General features: G+C 52.0%; 13 protein-coding genes. 8 read left to right on the top strand and 5 right to left on the bottom strand.

What is annotated here, in order from left to right:
* Window positions 1–639: 639 nt before the first annotated feature.
* Window positions 640–1,815 (top strand): cytochrome-c peroxidase, encoded by a 1,176-nt coding sequence (locus FH871_RS10925; RefSeq protein WP_229317193.1) that lies wholly within the window; start codon window positions 640–642, stop codon window positions 1,813–1,815.
* Window positions 1,816–2,126: 311 nt separating this feature from the next.
* On the opposite strand, the gene FH871_RS10920 is transcribed toward FH871_RS10925, so the two are convergent.
* Complete coding sequence (locus FH871_RS10920; RefSeq protein ID WP_138991483.1) at window positions 2,127–3,776, bottom strand: hypothetical protein; 1,650 nt, start codon at window positions 3,774–3,776, stop codon at window positions 2,127–2,129.
* An 87-nt stretch (window positions 3,777–3,863) separates the two neighbouring features.
* Here FH871_RS10920 and FH871_RS33465 point away from each other — a divergent pair, with 87 nt between their 5' ends.
* Window positions 3,864–4,070 (top strand): helix-turn-helix domain-containing protein, encoded by a 207-nt coding sequence (locus FH871_RS33465; RefSeq protein WP_212768214.1) that lies wholly within the window; start codon window positions 3,864–3,866, stop codon window positions 4,068–4,070.
* 37 nt (window positions 4,071–4,107) lie between these two features.
* On the opposite strand, the gene FH871_RS10910 is transcribed toward FH871_RS33465, so the two are convergent.
* Window positions 4,108–4,290: a hypothetical protein gene (locus FH871_RS10910; RefSeq protein ID WP_138991454.1), complete on the bottom strand. Its 183-nt coding sequence runs from the start codon at window positions 4,288–4,290 to the stop codon at window positions 4,108–4,110.
* A 121-nt stretch (window positions 4,291–4,411) separates the two neighbouring features.
* On the opposite strand from FH871_RS10910, the gene FH871_RS10905 reads away from it, so the two are divergent.
* On the top strand, window positions 4,412–5,608 hold the full coding sequence (locus FH871_RS10905; RefSeq protein ID WP_138991453.1) for a hypothetical protein: 1,197 nt from the start codon (window positions 4,412–4,414) through the stop codon (window positions 5,606–5,608).
* Between the two features lie 94 nt (window positions 5,609–5,702).
* Here FH871_RS10905 and FH871_RS10900 read toward each other — a convergent pair whose 3' ends face one another.
* Window positions 5,703–7,076, bottom strand: coding sequence for a hypothetical protein (locus FH871_RS10900; protein WP_138991452.1), 1,374 nt, complete (start codon window positions 7,074–7,076; stop codon window positions 5,703–5,705).
* Window positions 7,077–7,406: 330 nt separating this feature from the next.
* Entirely contained in the window at window positions 7,407–9,623 is a 2,217-nt protein-coding gene (locus FH871_RS10895) for a PQQ-binding-like beta-propeller repeat protein (RefSeq protein WP_229317192.1), read from the bottom strand.
* 365 nt (window positions 9,624–9,988) lie between these two features.
* On the opposite strand from FH871_RS10895, the gene FH871_RS10890 reads away from it, so the two are divergent.
* Window positions 9,989–10,252, top strand: a complete 264-nt coding sequence (locus FH871_RS10890; protein WP_138991451.1) for a hypothetical protein — start codon at window positions 9,989–9,991, stop codon at window positions 10,250–10,252.
* Between the two features lie 12 nt (window positions 10,253–10,264).
* Here the strand turns inward: FH871_RS10890 and FH871_RS10885 are convergent, their stop codons facing one another.
* Window positions 10,265–13,096 (bottom strand): hypothetical protein, encoded by a 2,832-nt coding sequence (locus FH871_RS10885; protein ID WP_138991450.1) that lies wholly within the window; start codon window positions 13,094–13,096, stop codon window positions 10,265–10,267.
* 263 nt (window positions 13,097–13,359) lie between these two features.
* On the opposite strand from FH871_RS10885, the gene wecB reads away from it, so the two are divergent.
* The 4 genes from wecB (at window position 13,360) to FH871_RS10865 (ending at window position 19,157) form a co-directional block, all read left to right on the top strand.
* Window positions 13,360–14,448 carry a non-hydrolyzing UDP-N-acetylglucosamine 2-epimerase gene (wecB, locus tag FH871_RS10880; protein ID WP_138991481.1) on the top strand — a complete coding sequence of 363 codons (1,089 nt, stop codon included), beginning with the start codon at window positions 13,360–13,362 and terminating at the stop codon, window positions 14,446–14,448.
* A gap of 336 nt (window positions 14,449–14,784) precedes the next feature.
* Window positions 14,785–15,483 (top strand): bifunctional 2-polyprenyl-6-hydroxyphenol methylase/3-demethylubiquinol 3-O-methyltransferase UbiG, encoded by a 699-nt coding sequence (locus tag FH871_RS10875; RefSeq protein WP_138991449.1) that lies wholly within the window; start codon window positions 14,785–14,787, stop codon window positions 15,481–15,483.
* 225 nt (window positions 15,484–15,708) lie between these two features.
* Window positions 15,709–18,054: an SLBB domain-containing protein gene (locus tag FH871_RS10870; RefSeq protein ID WP_229317191.1), complete on the top strand. Its 2,346-nt coding sequence runs from the start codon at window positions 15,709–15,711 to the stop codon at window positions 18,052–18,054.
* Window positions 18,054–19,157, top strand: a complete 1,104-nt coding sequence (locus tag FH871_RS10865) for a Wzz/FepE/Etk N-terminal domain-containing protein (RefSeq protein ID WP_138991448.1) — start codon at window positions 18,054–18,056, stop codon at window positions 19,155–19,157. Before FH871_RS10870 ends, FH871_RS10865 begins: the two co-directional genes overlap by 1 nt.
* Window positions 19,158–19,180: the final 23 nt, after the last annotated feature.

Genomic DNA, 19,180 nt, shown 5'->3' with positions numbered 1-19,180 from the left:
GGTGGCGCTCATGCCAGTCTACCGTTTACTCCGGTTTGTAAATTGGCCCGGCATCCTTATTTTTAATTGCCCTTAATTCAATTTGAACGAGCCAATAAATCCCGGTCAAACAACTACCGTTTTGCGTACGTAGAATAATTGACCGGGTTAATTGTCCAATAAAGCCGGGGTGAGTACTGACGACTTTTCAGAATCCAAAAACCATGTTTTTTGGGCTCCATTGAACGACAGCCAAAGTCCTGATTTTCAAAAATTATGTGATATTAAATTTGTACGTTTGTCGATGTCCAAGCCGTTGAAAAGAAAATTCGATGGGCGATTGAAAACTACAGCATCTTGCGTCCCCATGGCAATTGTGATTACCTAACCCCAGTGGCAGCCCTGGCCTGAACAGGCCCGCCAGATGCGTGACAAGTTAGTCCGAAGGTGACGACCATCGAAATGCCGGGAAAGTACAAAGTAACGAAGCGGTGTGCGCCAGTCTAATAAAATCCTAACTGTATCAAGTTTTTCAGGAATATCCAGATTTAGAAGAACTTTTATGCATTTTGAATTTGGTGCGACCGCCCGGTCGACCAGGGTGTAAATTAACGATTTGATGAGGAATTAGATGAATCAAAATTTACTCAATTCAGCCTTATGATGCGCAACAATCTATTAGCCCTGCTCACGATAATTATTTTATCCATTATCGTTATCCAAGCCTGTACTAAAGATGATCGCAGTTCGGCCATAGCTCCTCCATTAAGTACCCCCATTCAGCCCGGTACGACCAGCACTCCAGTCAGTAACCCAATTACCAATGATACGGCTGCACTTGGCCAGCTGCTGTTTTGGGACCCCATCCTGTCAGGCGGGAAAGACGTAGCCTGTGCCACCTGCCATCACCCCAATAATGGCTATACCGATGGATTGGACCTGTCACTGGGTCCCAATGCCGTGGGCTATGGGCAAAACCGCCGGTTTCTGCGGCCTAATGATGTGCCGTTAACGAAGCGAAATACGCAAACCCTACTCAATGCGGCCTTTAATGGCATGGATGGTAGCGGAAATTATGAGCCGTTGACTGCACCGATGTTTTGGGATTCGCGTATTCAAAGTCTGGAGAATCAGGTGACCAGCCCGATCTTGGGCTTTGAGGAGATGCGCGGCCATGCCTTTAGTGAAGCCGTTACGTTAGACAGTCTGGTGGCGCGGTTGACAACGATTGCGGAGTATCGACAACGGTTTCAGACTGTCTTTGGTAACAGCAAAGCCATTACTGCGGCAAACATCAGCAAAGCCATTGCGGCTTTCGAACGTACCTTAATTGCAATGAATTCACCCTTCGACCGCTACCAGAAAGGCGATAAAGCGGCCCTTACTGAACAACAAGTTCAGGGGATGCAGCTCTTTAAGGACGAAGGATGTCCCCTTTGCCATTCGGGACCGATGTTTTCCGACTACCAACTGCACGTGATGTCGGTGCCTGATAATACCCAATTGACCAGTTCTGACGCGGGTGCGGGGGGAACCTATGCGTTTCGGACTCCCTCGTTGCGAAACGTAGGACTGACAGCCCCATATATGCATAGCGGGGTTTTTCAGACTCTACAGGAGGTACTTAAGTTTTATGACGATATCGGCGAGCCTATTTCGCAAAATCCGCATGTGCCGGTTCAACAAATGGACGTAAAAATACAGCGAGTTGCCTTGCGCGACTTCGAGCAGGAGCAACTCATTTCGTTCCTAAAAGCCTTAACCGATCCTGGTTTTAATAAGACCATCCCGGTTCGTGTTCCCAGTGGTCTCAATCCGGGTGGGAGCATCCGGTAGTCTGGTTCAAGCACATTATTTTTCTAAGCTCGTTGTATTTCCGAGGTATGGGATGAATATGCTTTTCGGTTCAATTTATGGTGTAAGTCCTTTTACAAAAAGATAGTAACTGATTCACAATTGGAGAAATACAACTTCTTCAGCAATTCATCAATGGATATTTAGTCAAGAAAACCTCCGTTTTACCAACCAATAAATAAACCTCATATTTTCGTCCTTTCCTGCCCCTCCTTCGGCTTTCAATCAACCAAACCGAAGTTTTCATAAACATGCATCCTACCGCTCAGGCGACGTAAGGAATTCACAAAACTTTACCGAACCATGTCCACTTTCACATCGCTGAACATCAATGGGTTATCGCTAATCCTAAGCGCTTTTCCGCTGGTTGTGGTCACGTTCCGGAGAATGACCTCTTTGGTTTTGACGTAGGGGAATTTCTCCCGGTAGGAATGGTCGGTCATTTCCGGATTGAAATTGGCGAAAATGGCGGGGCCCTGGTAATTATCAGGATGCCGGGAGTCCTCTATTCGGAGATTTTCAATCGTAATGCGTTCCGGCATGTAACAGGTGTAGCCAAAATCATGCTGACCGGAGTTGAATCCGTTGATCAGAGCCGCACTGATGGGTTTGCCATCTGCCGGCACGAAAACACAGTTACGAATTACGAGTTCTCCCTGCCAGGTACTGCCGTAGTCGGAGCGCAGATTGACGATGCTTCTGCCACGGATGGTGCAGTTCTCCACCAGTAAGAGGCCACTGCCGATGGCATTGATTCCCATATGCCCCAGGGTCGAGTTGCGGATGGTGGCATTGGCAACCCCCTGGTGGGCATCAAACCGGGAAAGCGTACACTGGTCATACAACAGATTTTTGCAGAAGTTAGAACCCAGAATCCCCCAGTATCGGTTGTCGTTGATGTCATTGGTTTGGCTGCAATTCACAAAAGACACGTTCAGTGCGCGATTGGCCGAAAGGTCGTACGTACCCATCGTGACCGGCTTACCGGCCGCGCCAATGGTGCTGTAGGTCCGGTGTCCGGTCAGGATGGTGTTTTTAATCGTTACATAGGAACAGTCTCCGATGTTGATAAAACCGCCATAGGGCGCGCCGTGGTCTCCTTCGCCCGTCATGCGGTGTTCCAGCCCTTCCACCAGCACGTTGGACCGCCGGATGGCAATGTTTCGGTTGTAATAGGTATACTTCGATTCGGCTTTGTTGGCAATGGTGGTGAATCGTCCACCGGTAATCTTTAGCGGTTTCTCATCGATGGGCAGCGCGGTGATTTCCGTAATCTGGTCGAAATCCCAGATGATCGGAGCGTTCTTATCCACGTTGCCCTGTTTGTCGACCACAAAAATATCGGTCTGCGACGACCCGTTGTTTTGATTGAGCCCAAACCGAATGTATTGTTTTACATTCGAGTTGGTGACCGTAATCAGGCAGGGGCCCGGCAAAGACGCGTCGATTTTTTCCTGATTTCTCTTCAGCGAAGGTATCGTTTCCAGTTTAAACGGTTTAAGGTCTGAGCCAACCGTGAAAACAGACGCATTGCGATTTTCCACTGCCGTATCGTCAATGATAAACGCTGCCGTACCGAAATCAGTGTCCGTTCGGATGACCGCAGTGTGCTCTTTCCCCCCAATATAGTAGGTTGCGCCCTCATCGGCTTTCACCAAAAGACCGTGCAAATTGGCAAAGGCATGGGTGGCAGCGATCGCGTCGGAATCATCGATTTTGCCCTTGCCGCTGGCACCGAAGTTGCTGTAACGCACCAATCCGGCGGCTTTAAACCGGCGGACCTCCTTCGGAGACACATTCACGTGTACGGCTCCGTTTTCCGAATATACCCGGGTTTTCTCCTTTTGAGAGGTAATTACGACACGGTCCAGCGGGTCTTTACTTTGCCCATTTGCCACTAAGGCACTGCTAAAAAACAGGAACACCGGGAGTGCAAACTTCATCATGCGGTTTAGGATCATTGTCATTTATGTCAAAAAAAGTAACTTACAGGCACGCAGGCTGATAAGGCCGGCAAAAATGGACCAGGAATGCTACCGCACGGTGGCGGCCCCGTACCACAAAAGCGGCAACGGCTCATTTCTTACCCAACGTCAAGCAACGATCAGCCGCCGATCCGGTATCTTGAGACCCTCCAACGCGTCCCACAACACCAACTGGCCAGCCACCTCGGCGTAACGCCCGAATCACTCAGCCGCATTCGCAAACGGATCACCAAAGCCGCGAAACCGGTGTAGCCCGCTATTTCAGCAGCGAAATACCCAGGGTGGGTGACTAGTTGACCAGTTTGTGAATACGGACCAGCTCACTATTAAAACGTTGGGCTTCTTCCCAGGCAGGATCGTGACCCGATTTCTCGAAGAGGATGAACGCTTTCCGGGGCGCTTTTAGCCGGTCGTAGTACTGTTTGGCCAGGAGCCAGCCGGAAACCAGCGGAGGATGTGCTGGTGGTGGCAAGATAGAAAATCCGGGGTAAAAAACAGGACGAAGCAATCCAACGGAATGACCCATCCCGGGGTCAACGATAAACCCATGATCCGGTAATGGGTCAAATGGGAAAAAAAATGTAGTTTACGGTATGGTTCGCCTGGTTCTGTTCTTCGGCCTATTCGTACCATTGCTGACGGCGTGCAGCAGTGGCAAAACCGCACTTCATCAGGGCAATTTCGACCTCGCAGTCCAAAAAGCATCTCAGCGACTCAATCAGCCGCGCGGGCTCTTTAAACGGGGCTACGAAACAGCTCCTCAGGTGTTGAAAGAAGCCTTCCGACATGCATACGATCAACATCAAAACGTCATCCGACGGCTCTCTGCGGCCGCACCGACCGACCCCAACCAGCCCGTTTCCTTTCGCTGGGAGACGGTTTTTCAGGAATATACCCACCTGCAAACCCTGACCGACAACGCCCGGCGCGGCTTCGTTCGGCAATGTCCGGCCTGTGCGGAGTGGCTGGCGGCCTATCCCGCTTCGTACGTGGATCGGCAGAATGAAGTACGGGAATTGGCCGCGGCCGACCGGTACCAGGCTGCTGAGCAGGCCTTTACCTTCCGCGAAGAAAACCGTTTAGCGGCAAAAGAAGCTTACCAGCACTACCAGAAAGCGCTGAGCTGGGTACCCAACTACCGACAGGCCCGCGCCCAATCCGAAGCGGTTTTGCCTTTTGCCATCCTCCGCGTCGTTGTCGACCCCCTGCATCCGACCCGAGAAATTAGTACCAAGGAGAATCGAAAACTACAACAGCTTATCTTTCAACGCGTTGAACGCAACCCCAAACCATCCCCTTTTGCACTGCTTTACCTGCCCACTGAACAGGCAGGCGATGGTTTTCCGATTCATCAGGCCGTCCAGATGCAGGTGACCGGTTATTTGCCTTTCGCCGAAAATACATTTTCCTCTTCCACCACCATCTACAGCAATCAGGCGTATAAAGTAGGCGAGAAAAAAATCAACGACTCCACCAAAGTAGACATCATGGAGAAAGTCAGTGGCACGTTGACCACCCACCGGCTGGAAATTAGCGCCGGCCTTGATTTACGAATGTGGGCGTTGGATACGCAAACGGGAAACGTCTTGTGGGAGGAATCCTTTGGGGAAAACCGTCACTGGGTTACGGAATGGGAAACCTTTAGTGGTGACGATCGGGCGCTCAATGGGTCTTTACTTAAACGGGCCGACCCTTTCCCCCCCTCCCGCTGGCAACTCTACGATAGCATGCGCGACGAGCTGGCCGACGATGTCGCCCGGCGACTTCGATCAAAGTACGCAAAGGAGTAGGCATCCGCAGGGAAGCACTTCTCATAAAGTTGTAACGGAGTAGAAAAAATCACACACTCTCCGTTTTACAAACACTAACCAGACGCCATCTGGATTATTTTCGTATGAAATAGGTAACGCCTAACTCAGGGCGAACTGCCGATGCTCTGCTCAGGGGATAGTTCGAGAACTTTTGTGTTTCAGCCATCAGATCAAGCCGAAACTGATCACTTACCCTCGCACTGACGCCTGCACCCAATGAAAGCAAGTCGATTCCCCTTTCGACAGCCGGATAGGGAAAAGGAGTCGTCTGCAAATCAAAATGTACTCTCCCCATTTGATAGGATCCTTCAACGAAAGGAGCTATTCGGGAATTTGTTGCATACAGACGCACCATAGGTCCCAGGAGCCAGGAGCGAATGATGGGAAAAGTGGTAAAGCGATAATCCCGGTTGTACTTCCCTTTTAAGCCCACCGCCACCTGATTGAAGATAAAATAACCGCCATACCCCTGGAAACTTAACTCATACTGACGCGACGAACGTTCAGAAAAATAACCCAGTCGCCCACCGGTCAGCCAGGATTTTCTCCGAAAGGTCCGGGCGCGTTCCGGCTCATACCAGGAGGCTTGAGGCTGTGGCTGATTATAGGCCGTATAGTGTAATATGCCCAGTGACTTTACCTTACCAATCGAATATTTCAATCCGGCACGATAGCCCATAAAACTGCCGCTATGGGTAAAGCGGCTCTCGTAGCGTTCACTGTTGATCTGAATCGGTGACGTTGCCTGGCGGATATAGCCCAGGCCCAGATTATACGTAGCCACTACACCCAGGAATAAGCGTTGAGAAAGCCGAACATCAACCCCGAGTTGAGGGGCAAGGGCTAAGGTGAAAAGCCCAGTGGGTTGTGGTGTAAACCGGTTGGAGATGAATAAACGAAGCGTGTCCGGGCCTCTGATCACACTGGAACTCCCATACCCCCCATAAACAAACGTTGATTTAGCCCGTCGGTTGTAACGTCCTTGCAAATCAAGCCCGGCAGTTACGATAACCGGCCCCCAGGCGCGGGTATTGGCAATGAGCCCAATCGATGCGTATGAAAAGGCATCACCCCCACCTGAGCTTCCACCGCTCATCAGCGTTACCCGACCCGATGCATCTCTTAATGCGACACGATGAGACATTGAATAAGGTAAGCGCATGCGTCCCATGCCTACTTTAAGGCTCAGATGAGAAGTCATATTTCGTTCCAGATTGGCTTGCCACCAGGTGCCCGTGGGCGTCGTGAAGGTAAATTGGTTATCAGGTATGGCAGGCGTAGCGGTAAATTTACTGCGGGTATGGGCCACGCCCAATTGCAAACCAACCCGCCAATGCCCTGGTTGGGCAATGACCACAACGGGAACCACTAGGAACCACCAGCCTAGACAGGCTCCTTTCCAACTAATGTTGCTTATCTGTAGTCCGAAATAAGAAAAGTTTCTCATTTACAGCTTGGTTTACCCGGGAAATTGTCCTTCTTATGTAACCTACCTCTAAAGTTTCATTTCGTTTTACCATACTCTTATTATAGCAAAATATACTAATAAGATCATTGATAATCAATTTTCGATGGGAGGCAAGCGGCATTTCTTCCGCAATTCAGGAAACCCCTTTGCCAGTTCAGTCAGGATCAGGGTCAATTCATTCCGCTTCGTGTTTCATACGTTCTGGGCGTCAGCATCGCCGACTCGTGTAAGGCTTACACGCAAAAGGATCAACGCTTTTCAGACCCGACATCTACATCAGTAGGCTTTAAACAACAGGTTATCAGACCTTTATTTCAGAGCAAAGGCGATGTAATGACCCCCGATTTTCTGGCCTCTGCCCCCGCCAGCGGCAATTACCACGTACTGTTTCCCGTCAATTTCGTAGGTGATGGGTGTGGCAAAACCGCCCGCCGGAAGCTGGTATTCCCAGACCACCTTCCCGGTTTTTTTATCGAACGCCCGGATCTTTTCGTCCCGCGTACCGGCGATAAACACCAGCCCGCCCGCCGTGGAAAGCGGTCCGCCATAGCTGTCGGTTCCGGTGATGGGAATGCCCTTTTTCGTCAGTTCCGGGTATTCGCCCAACGGAACCCGCCAGAGATACTCCCCGGTATTGAGGTCGATGGCATTGAGCGTTCCCCAGGGTGGTTTGATGCCCGGATAGCCGTCCTGATCCGTAAACCGCTGCCAGACTTTACTCACGTAAGCCGGTACGTACGGAAAACCACCCGGGTTGGTGGCCGCCGGAGCCGGGGTACTGGCAACCGTCGCCGGGCCGTTTTCCCGGTTCAGCAAAAAGGCAACGATGGCATCACGGTCTTTTTCGGACAGGTGCTGGAACGAAGGCATCCGGCCGCTGCCGGTTTTCAGCAGGGTTTTGATTTCCTCCGCCGAGCGCTTTTTACCAATATCGACCAGCCCCGGCATTTCCGGCCCGCTACCCCGCCGGTCCTGCCCATGACAGGCCGCACAGTTGGCGGTATACAGGGCATTCCCCGCCGTTACCGGGTTTTTCTGCGCATTCAAGCTGGCCCGTTCCGTCATAACCAGTTCCCAGGGGTCTTCATTGACGTTCTGGTACAGGATTCCCTGCGGATCGATGGCGTTTCCGCCCCATTCGGCACCACCGCTGTAGCCAAACAGCAAGGTGCCGGTGGTGTTGGGGGGCGCAAATTTGTTGTCCGTTTTAATTTTCAAAAACCGCTCTTTCACGTAGGCATGCGCTTCCGGCGACAGATCGGTAAGATCGGCTTCGGTATACACCTGCCGGTTGAGCGGCAGCGGTTTCAGCGGGTATTTTTGCGTTGGATACGGGTGTTCGCCGGGCAAGCCGTTCGTGGGCACCTTGCGTTCTTCCACCGGAAACAGCGAGGTGCCCTTGTCCCGATCCAGCACATATACCAACCCGTCTTTCGTCGCCTGCACCACCGCATCGACGGTTTTTCCGTTGCGTTTCAACGTAATCAGGTTCGGCGGACTCGGGTGGTCGCGGTCCCACAGATCGTGGTGAATCGTCTGGTAATACCACTTCATTCTGCCGGTTTCGGCCTCCAGTGCCAGAATGCAATTGGCAAACAGATTCGCGCCTTTGCGGTCGCCCCCGTAGAAATCCGAAGCAGGAGAGCCGGTGCCGAAATAAACGACGCCCCGTTTCTCATCCAGCGAAAGCCCGCTCCAGTTGTTTGTGGCCCCGATTTTCTTATACGCATCCTTCGGCCAGGTGTCGTAGCCCACCTCACCGGGTTGCGGAATCGTATGAAAAACCCACTTCAATTTTCCGGTCACCACATCAAACGCCCGCACGTGGCCAGGTGCCGCATCGCCGGATTCGGATACGCTTGAACCCATCACGACCGTGTTTCGGTAAATAATTCCGGGCGACGTGGCCGTCACCGACAACTTGCTGACGTCATGATCCAGATTGGTCTGTAGCCCTTCGTGCAGATCCACCCGCCCATCGGTTCCGAAACTGGACACGATTTGCCCGCTTTCGGCATTGACGGCGTATAAACTCGACCCTACGGTGTACAAAATGCGTTTTTCGTTCCCGTTTTCCCAGTACATCACACCCCGGTTGGAGTTCAGCCGATCGTTTTTCGAGGGTTCAAATTTCCAGAGTTGTTCGCCCGTTCCGGCTTTCAGGGCAAACAGTTTCAGTTCGGGCGTGGTGCCATACAGAATGCCGTTGACGACAATCGGCTGGCATTGAATGGCGCGGCCCCGCTTCCGGGCGGGGTCATTCGGGTCCGGCTTTTCGGAGGCATCATACTGCCAGGCCACTTGCAAATTCCGGACGTTTTCGGTGTTGATCCGGGAGAGTGGCGAGTGCCGGTTGCCAGCTTTGTTCCCCCCGTAGGCAGGCCAGTCTTTACCGGTATCCGGGGCCGCCTTCCGTAGTTCCATACCCGATAGCAGGCAACTTCCCAGCAGCAAACCGGCCGTCACCACGTTGTGCATCCGAGTGTTGAATCCTTTCTTGAAAAGATTCATTTTTCTAATTTTCATTGATTTCGGTTTAGGAGCGTATTTGAACATCAGGGTCTCTCAGAGCGCCCATACCATCAAATTCTGTCCACGGGATTCTCTAATTTGGCCCCAATCATCTACAAATAATGCAAGAAAATAATACTATTTGTAAAAAAATCCATTTACTAAAAAAAGGGTCAAATTTTTAGCAAAGAGCAGAACAATGGGAGCGGCTTGTCGTTACTAAATAATAATTGGCAAAAATCGATTATTGCAAAACATACCACTTCATCCACGGTTTTTAGCGGCTTAAACCGTCATTTTAACCGCTGACACAAAATTATTTAGCAAGTTATTTATCGGAACTTTACCTTCGGCTTATTAACACATACCACAACCACATCATGAGTGTCGTCATTAAACCAACCGTTAGCAACATCATCAATCTCTGGTTCGGCGCAGATACGCCCATCCGTCAGTACAAGATCAAACTCAATCCCGATCTGTGGGGCGCTTGCCAGCAAACCAATCAGAACTTTACACTGACCCGCAATCAGCCCATCGAGCAATACCGGAAGTCCGACAAAGTTGCTTTTGCCAAAGCCGTTTTGATGGAATTAGAGCGGAATAAGCAGACACTGGCCACCAATCCCCGCTGTCTGAACTGACCGTGTCAGGGCTTATTGAAATACGTACCAGGTTTGACTTTTTGCAGGAATAGTAACCCGAAGCGTCAGTTTGCTTCCGTCCAGCGCCCGACTCGCAAACGCGCCGTCCTGCTGGCTGATGGAAACCCGGTTTTTCAAACCCGTGTAGTATAGATCGACCGTCAACGTTCTCGTAATCGGCTCATCCAGTGGATTGTATACCATCAGCAGGCCTTTTTCCTTACCGGCAGCATCGACGTGCAGAATGGCGTCGTAATCCCGCCCGTCGGGTCGGCGGAGGTGGATGAGGTCAGCGTCCAGAATGGGGCGGTGTTTCTTGTAAAAACCCACCCATTTTTTCACCACGGCTTTGGTTTCCGGCGCGTCGTACAACTGCGGTCCACGGTAACACGCCTGCACACCCGCCCCGAACAGATTGGCCATCCGCTGCTCATAATGCGGTAAATGGTCTTTCAGCGGTTCGATGGTAGCCGCCGGACCACCGCCGTGGTATTCGACCAGCGGCACGAACATCCAGCCCATCGACGGCGTTTTTTCCCAGGTACCGTCGTAGATGTTCTGCCGTTCGATAATCTCCTGGTATTCACGGGGCAGCGACCAGTTCGTTTCGCGATAGCCCATCGCAATCTTGTTGCTCCCCGCCAGAAAATACCAGTCGGGCACGTTCAGGTAAATGCCTTTCCCGCGACACCACTGGTAAAAATCGCGGATGCGGGCAAATTGTTTCCACTGCGAATCTTCCAGACCCACGTGGCCGGGGTGACTCGTGGAAGCGCAAATATCGCCCGGGTAAGAACCGTCGTGCTCCAGGATATCCATGCCGGTTTCTTTGTAAAAACGGTATAAATTTTCGAAATACCGCTGCCCCCAGGCACTTTCCAGACAGGGCGAATGACCGAAGGTGGGACTCATACCGGGCTTCGGCATCACCACGTCATTTTCTTGATCGATCGACCGGCTCGCCAGCAGGGAATACCCGCCAAGGGCAATTCCTTTCAAAGCGGCATAGTCCTTCAACGCCTTCATGCGCTGCCGGTTTTGCCGGGTCGAATCTTCGATGTTAAAACCGCTGCCGAACGTCAGAATGGCCATTTCGAAACCGGCTTCCGCGCACTGATCAACGGCTTTTTTCACGTCGGCATCGGCCGAACTGCGGATGTGCATCAGGATCGGATTTTCGGTCACCCAGGGCGCGATCGTGCGGTACATTTTCCGCTGCGCCAGCCCCCGGCGTTCCCGGTCTCCTGAGTCGTAGAGCAATTCCCAAAGCCGCATGCTTTCAAACGGCTGCCCGCGAGCGATCTTCTGCCCAACGCCCTGCCGGGGTTGGCAAACCAGCACCGACGGCGTTTTGAGGTTATAATTCACCTGCGTACGGTAGGTCGCGTCTTCCTGCCACTCGACACAGGCATTTTCGGACGCGTTGGGCGCCATCGACTGGAACGCAAAATCACTCTGGGCAAATATTGGGGGCAATTCCCAGCGCCGTTTGGCTTCCACGGAGCTTTCGGCTTCGGTTACGGCCAGGTGTTCGGTTCGGAGGTTGTTCAGTACAAAGCCTTCCTCGGATGCGGTTTCGACCGTCACCCACTTACTGAGCAGCGGCAAACCGTCGTACAGTTCGTAATGCACTTTCACGACCAGCCCCTTCAGAAAATCCAGGTCAGCCCCCGGATTCTGCGGGCCGCCGAGCAAGGTCAACTGTTCCATCCGGCAGCGGCCCGTCGATTGGGAAGCAGGCTGCTCCGAGGTATTGCCTTTCTGATCGGTTTTCCCGATCCGGATGCCTTTCGGAACAGAAGCCAGATCAAGCGTGCGAAGCGTTTTGTAACCAATACCGTCTTCCGATACCGACAAAAGCACTTTACCCAACGCCAGTTCGATGCGCAGATACCAGGATTTGGCCGGATCGAAGCCTTCGAAAAACTCTCCGTTATCGCCATTTTGTAAACCAAACTGCTGGTTGCCGGGCGAGAGATAGAATTTCAACGGCGGCCGATCCGCGAACGTGAGCGCCACACCCGGCCCGTAGTACACACTTTGATCCGTCCCCGAATTGAGTTTACAAATCACCACAGCGGTTTTTTCGGGTAGCGGTCGTTCCGCAAACAGCGTGCTGCTGGCCGGAATCTGAATTTCACCCGCTTTGCCTTCATTCGTAAACGACGCGGACTGATTGCCCGGCGACGCCACGATTTTCCAGTCGGGCGACAGACTCCGAAAATCGTCGTCCAGCAGTTTGGTGCGCCGGTCATCGGACGTCAGGCGGTTTTGGTTATTGCGAATGATGTCGTCCGTCGTTCCGTACGTAAACGTAACTTCCAGTCCCTTGGGGGGCCAGTCGGCTTTCTGCGTCGACCAGGCCGTCCGGCGGTTCCACTCCATCCGTTTTTTAATCGGAGACACCTCATACGTCAGCATTTTCAGGCTATACGGATCGGCTTTCATGGTTTTGAGCCAGCCCGTCAGCAGGTAATTCTGAATGGGCTGGCCGGTCAGCCCGCCCACTTTGATTTCGTGGCCGTTGATCCAGAGAATGGCTTCGGGCGACACCGACCGCAGCAGCGATTCCCCCGTCGTCAGGTTATCCAGACCGACCGAAGCGCCGTTGGGTTCGTGGGAAAAGGTTCGGGTAATGAGACCGTTGCTCAGGGCCAGAAAGCCGTCTTTGGTTTGATAAACCGCCGATTTTTGGGCTGGCGCAGCCAAAAGCCAGTCGGTTTTGCTCCGCAGTTCTTCGCTGGAATACACCGGCAAACGGGCAATGGATTGGGCGTGAAGCGCAGAAACAACACCCCACAGAAACACGATGGACAGGATGGGTCGGATAAAGGAATGGGTCATGGAACGCGATGCGAAACAGTCGGTAATGGGTACGTCTTTTCGGAAAATAAGCGAATTCCGACCGGTTTCCCGATCCCACCCGGGCTTTTTTTTATTCCCGGACGGGCAGACGCTACAGATTGGCAAAATTACTACGAATGCTTTCTTTCCGCGCGCTGTACTTTGTCTAAACCGAATCGCGGGCGGTTTTGGTCGGTTCGCTTCGTACCGCAGCCCAACCCGTCGGCAGACCTGTTTTCTTCGTCTTTGCCATGTCTAAACCAATCAAGATTCTGAACATCGTCGGTGCCCGGCCTAACTTCATGAAAGTGGCACCCCTCCACCGGGCCTTTCAACACTATCCGCAGGTTCGGTCGATCATCGTTCACACCGGACAGCATTATGACGCCAAAATGAGCGATGTCTTCTTCAGCCAGTTGGAACTTCCGAAACCCGATTATTTTCTGGGCGTTGGCGGAGGGTCGCACGCGCAGCAAACCGCCCGGATCATGCTGGAATTTGAAACCGTGATGGAAACGGAGCAGCCGGACCTGGTGCTGGTGGTGGGCGATGTCACCTCCACGATTGCCTGCGCGCTGGTGGCCGTCAAGATGCACGTTCCGGTGGTTCACGTAGAAGCGGGGTTGCGGAGCCGGGACCGGCGCATGCCCGAGGAAGTCAACCGCATCCTGACCGACAGCATTTCCGACCAATTGTTCATCACCGAGCAGGCCGGTCTGGACAATTTAAAACACGAAGGGGTCTGTGACGAGAAAGTGCATTTTGTGGGCAATGTCATGATCGACTCCCTGATGCATTACCGCCAGAAAGCCGCCGAAACCCAAACCGTTGAGAAGCTCGGTTTAAAACCGCAGGAGTACGTTCTGATGACGATGCACCGGCCCGCCAATGTCGACACGGAAGCCGGTTTACGGAGCATCCTGCAAATCATCGAAGATACCGCTCCCTACCGAAAAGTCCTGTTTCCCATCCACCCGCGGACGCTCCACAACCTGGAAAAATTCGGCCTGTCCTCCCGGCTTTCCGCCATTGCCAACCTGATGCTGATGGAACCGCAGGGGTATCTGGAATTTCTGAACCTGATGGAACACGCGGCCCTGATCGTGACGGATTCGGGCGGTATTCAGGAAGAAACGACCTACCTTCAGGTTCCCTGCCTGACCTTCCGCGACAGTACCGAACGACCCGTGACCGTCGAACTGGGAACCAATCAGTTGCTGGCGGATCTGAACCCGGAAACCGTTCACGGCAAAGTGCTGGAAATTCTGGAAGGCCATTCCAAGAAAGGGACGATTCCTCCGCTCTGGGATGGAAAGGCCGCCCACCGAATCGCCGAGATTCTGTTTGCCTGAAAAAAAACAGACCCGGCCCAAACAGGCCGGGTTGTTCCACTTTTCAAAGAGTTACCCTACCTCCATAGGATAACGCTGCAAGCTAGCCGGTTTCATCCGCGTGGACTATAGTAAATTTTCTATTTTACAGACAAATCAACATTCGTTCGCGCTGCCGAATTAATCTCTCTCCGCCCGACATTTGGCTTGTTTTCTACATAGCGCATTTTTAAAACCATTTTACTTACCGCGTAAAGTAGATGAACGAAATAGACCTCTACAGTTACAAGGTATTTAAAGCAATTTATTTACCACGTTAGCACTAGTAAAAGACAAAAACGAATAGCCCGCAAAAACATGATTGAGGCAATCTATACAGAAGAAAATGGGGAGTATTTACAAAATAATCCTACCTGGCACGTTGAAGATTCACCCTGGAAAGCAAAACAGATACTCAAAATAATAAACGCAAATCACATCTCCCCAAAATCCATTGCCGAAGTGGGTTGTGGAGCCGGCGAAATAGTAAATCAGTTGTATTTATCAATGCCCGGCGATATTCATTTTACCGGGTATGATATTTCAAGTGATGCCATCAATCTTGCTAAAAACCGGGAAAAAGACCGATTGATCTTTAAGCATGAAAACTTTCTGGAAACGACTACCCAGTATGATCTATTAATTATGATGGATGTTTTTGAGCATGTCAATGATTATTTAGGCTTTTTAAAACTGTGTAAAAATCGGGCAAAACATACCATTTTTCACATTCCGCTGGACCTTTCAGTTAGTGCCATTTTGAGAAATAAATTAATAGATGGGCGAAAGTCGGTCGGTCATTTGCATTATTTTATGAAAGAAACCGCTCTTGCCACCCTAGTTGATTCGGGATATGACGTTATTGATTTCTTTTATACCACCGGCTCCTTGGATTTACCCCTGAAGAACTTCCGCTCAAAGCTTGCGGTCCTTCCCCGTAAAATACTGTATGCCATCAATAAAGATATGGCCGCAAAATTAGTAGGCGGTTTTTCCTTATTAGTGCTGACCAAATAAAACCGGTGGTGCCCGTATCCGTCGGTCTTTCGTGCGGTATAGCGAAGACAGTTGCCAGACATTCCGGTGCTACGGTCGAATGGACATTGGGCTAGTTTTCTACACCGCCACCCTCTCCTGCTCACCTATATTTACAATACAGAGTCGGGGGTAGGTCTCCCAATCGGCTCCATCTATTTAGCTCACTACGCCGTGATTTTTTGGGGATTAACAGGTCGAATAACGTTGAATTGGCTACTTTGCCTGGCTGTCATTGTGGGTCTGGGAATACTGTCACCATCGGTCGCGCAGAAAGTGTCCGAATTGACAGACGAACAAATTCAGCAATTTATTCAGCAGGCCAAATCAAGCGGTCTTTCCGAATCCCAGATTGAACAGCTTGCCTTGTCGAGAGGATTTACCCAGGCCGATATTACGGCAGTACGCCAGCGAATCAGCAATGCGGCACCCAAAAAACCGACGGAACCGGTACGGGACCCGGACGCTCCCGGTCGCATCCAATCGCCCGAATCGCCCATTCCGCTGCCGACAGACAAACCGACACCACCCGCTCAATCCACTGCGAAGTCTCCCGATGCACCGGACACCCCGCCGGTTTTTGGCGCTTCTTTATTCAGCAACACGAACCTGACCTTCGAGCCGAATCTCCGAATTCCTACGCCCAAAAATTATCAGCTTGGCCCGGACGACGAACTGATCGTGGATATTTATGGGAACGCCCAGCAAACCTACCGGGCCAAAATCAACCCGGAGGGCACCATCCGGCTGGAAAATCTGAGCCCCATTTACGTTAGTGGCTTAACCGTTGAGCAGGCTGAACAACGGATTGTGGGGCGATTGCGCCAATTATACATGGGCTTGAATACGGCCGGGAGCGGAACACAAGCGCAGGTTTCGCTGGGGAACATCAGGAGCATCAAAATAACGCTGATCGGTCAGGTCGTAAAACCGGGAACCTATACGCTATCATCTCTGGGTACGGTTTTTAATGCCCTGTATGCGGCCGGGGGACCCGATCCTGATCGGGGTTCCTTCCGCGACATCCGCGTGTATCGGGCCAACCGCCAGATTCGGACCCTGGATGTGTACGATTTCCTCCTCGGGGCCGACCAAAAAGACAACATCCGTTTGCAGGATCAGGACATCGTTTATGTCAACCACTACGACACCCGGGTCCAACTGAATGGCGAAGTGAAACAGCCTGGTATTTATGAAGTTAAAAAGGGTGAAGTATTAAAAACCGTGCTGGCCTTTGCCGGCGGTTTCACCGATCGGGCGTACACGGCATCGCTGACGCTGCGCCGAAATACGGATAAAGAACTGGAGGTTGGGACCATCCCCGCCCTTAAAATCGATGCCTTCGTGCCCCAGCGCGGGGACCACTACGTAGTAGGCAGCATTACCGAACGTTACAGCAACCGGGTGACCATCCAGGGTGCCGTGTTTCGCCCCGGCACTTATGCCCTGCAAAACAACCCTACGCTTAAAAAGCTCATTGCCGCTGCCGAAGGGTTGCGGGAAGACGCTTTTCTGAATCGCGTTACCCTTCGCCGGCTGCGGAACAATCTCGATCCGGAATTGATTTCGGTTGACCTGGGCAAAGTGATGCGGGACGAAATAACCGACTTCCCCTTGCAGCGTGAAGATGAAATTACGGTTCTGGCCTACGGTGATCTGCGCGAAAAACGAACCGTTACCCTTCAGGGTGCCGTCAACAAACCCGGTTTATTCGATTACGCTGACAGCATGAGCGTTGCCAGCCTGGTGGTGCTGGCGGGCGGTTTTTCGGAAGGAGCGACGGCGTCGCGGATCGAAATAGCCCGGCGTCTGCGGAACGACACCACAGGTTTACCAAACAATCAGAATATCCGGATTTTTCAATTTAATCTGGATGAAAACCTTCGGCTCACCGATGCAGACGCCCGTTTTAGCCTCCATCCCTTCGATCAGGTCTTTGTCCGTACCTCTCCACGCTACGAGACGCAGAAAATGGTCACCATTACGGGCGAAGTTCGCTATCCCGGCCGGTATGCCATCCGGGACAAATCGGAACGGATTTCGGATTTGATTACCCGGGCAGGCGGGTTGCAACCGGAAGCCTTTTTAAAAGCGGCCCGATTTGTCCGGCAAGGCGAAATCATATCCATCAATATCCGCGAAATTCTGCAAAAACCAACCAAAAGCGGCAACCTGCTCCTGTTAACCGGAGATTCCATCACCATTCCCCGAAAGGTCGAGTTAGTTCGGATCCGGGGCGAGGTGCTGAATCAATCGACCGTCGATTATAATGCCACGAAATCATTTCGATCCTATATCGATGAATCCGGTGGTTTTACCTCAAAAGCGCAACGGAGAAAAGCCTATGTTGTGTATGCCAACGGGCAAATTCAGCGCACCAAGCGGTTTCTACTCTTCCGATCCTACCCGACTCCGGAACCGGGTATGGAATTGGTGGTACCCGCCAAACCCAAACGGGAAGACAGTAAATTATCGGCCCCGGAACGGGTTGCGGTGATGACCGGCGTAACTTCGTTAGCGGCTGTAGTTCTGACGATTATCCGACTATTCTGATGAAAGGCGAAGCCATCATAACCACCGCCAATCATGTTACGGCGCAGCCCGTTCGGGAAAACTACTGGTTGGGTTTATCGCCGGGGCGACTGGTTAAGCTGCTTTGGAAAAGACGCATTCGGCTCCTGCTGATCACGGCTTTTTTTGCCTTAACCGGCATTATCGTGTCTCTCCTGAAACGACCGGAATACATCTCCGAAGCCCGAATCATGCCGGAAATCAGCCAGGGTTCCGGCGACCTGATTAAAAGACTGGCAACCGTGGCCGGTTTTGCCGGACTGGAACTGGGCGAAACCGGGAGCGTCGATGCGGTCAGGCCCGACCTCTATCCCAAGGTTTTACAGAGTACGCCTTTCGTGCTGGCCTTGATGAACAAACGGGTGCCAACACAAGACGGGGGACAAACGAGTGTGGCCGCGATGCTGTCTGAAACCGATTCCTGGTTCGAAAAAAAATGGTTTTCATTCGATAAAAAAGCCGACAGCGTCCGGGCAAACGTAAGCCCCCAAACGATTCGGCTTACCCAGGATCAACAGGATTTGCTCGAGGATATTCAACAGCGGGTTTCGGCCCAAATGGATACCCGTTCCGGGGTCATTACGGTTTCGGCCCAAATGCCGGATCCCGTCGCGGTAGCCGCTGTTACGCAGATAACCCTGGATTATTTAACCCGTTATGTAAGCAATTACCGAACAGAAAAAGTCCGGCGTGACCTGGAATTTTACACCAATCGGGTGAAAGAAGCCAAACGACGATTCGAACGTGCCCAGTACAGTATGTTTCACTACAACGACCAGCACAAATACATGGTGGTTCAGACGGCGACCATGGAAAAGCAACGAATCGAAGCGGAATTGACCATTGCACAAGCGGTTTATACCGAACTGGCCAAGCAGTTCGAGCAGGCCAAAATCAAAGTACAGGAACAAACACCGGTTTTTAAAGTACTCGAACCGGCCACCATTCCTTTGAAGCGATCATCACCCCGGCGCACGAGCCTGGTACTCCTCTTTACCTTGACAGGCCTGGTTTTGGGTGGCCTGTACTGTACGGCGGTTGACCTCAATGCGTGGGGACACCTGCGCCGGAGTCTGAGCGATTGAACGCGCCATCCGGACCTAAAAAA

This window comes from Larkinella sp. C7, from assembly GCF_006149005.1.
In the GTDB taxonomy this organism is placed as follows: domain Bacteria; phylum Bacteroidota; class Bacteroidia; order Cytophagales; family Spirosomataceae; genus Larkinella.
Note: the sequence above shows the minus strand (reverse complement) of the source record. Positions and strands in the feature narration are given on the sequence as shown.

Coding starts and splice junctions, on each gene's coding strand:
- FH871_RS10900 (WP_138991452.1), bottom strand. CDS start 7,076: ATGAGAAACTTTTCTTATTTCGGACTACAGATAAGCAACATTAGTTGG.
- FH871_RS10885 (WP_138991450.1), bottom strand. CDS start 13,096: ATGACCCATTCCTTTATCCGACCCATCCTGTCCATCGTGTTTCTGTGG.
- FH871_RS10890 (WP_138991451.1), top strand. CDS start 9,989: ATGAGTGTCGTCATTAAACCAACCGTTAGCAACATCATCAATCTCTGG.
- FH871_RS10865 (WP_138991448.1), top strand. CDS start 18,054: ATGAAAGGCGAAGCCATCATAACCACCGCCAATCATGTTACGGCGCAG.
- FH871_RS33465 (WP_212768214.1), top strand. CDS start 3,864: ATGCTACCGCACGGTGGCGGCCCCGTACCACAAAAGCGGCAACGGCTC.
- FH871_RS10875 (WP_138991449.1), top strand. CDS start 14,785: ATGATTGAGGCAATCTATACAGAAGAAAATGGGGAGTATTTACAAAAT.
- FH871_RS10920 (WP_138991483.1), bottom strand. CDS start 3,776: ATGAAGTTTGCACTCCCGGTGTTCCTGTTTTTTAGCAGTGCCTTAGTG.
- FH871_RS10895 (WP_229317192.1), bottom strand. CDS start 9,623: ATGAAAATTAGAAAAATGAATCTTTTCAAGAAAGGATTCAACACTCGG.
- FH871_RS10925 (WP_229317193.1), top strand. CDS start 640: ATGATGCGCAACAATCTATTAGCCCTGCTCACGATAATTATTTTATCC.
- FH871_RS10905 (WP_138991453.1), top strand. CDS start 4,412: ATGGTTCGCCTGGTTCTGTTCTTCGGCCTATTCGTACCATTGCTGACG.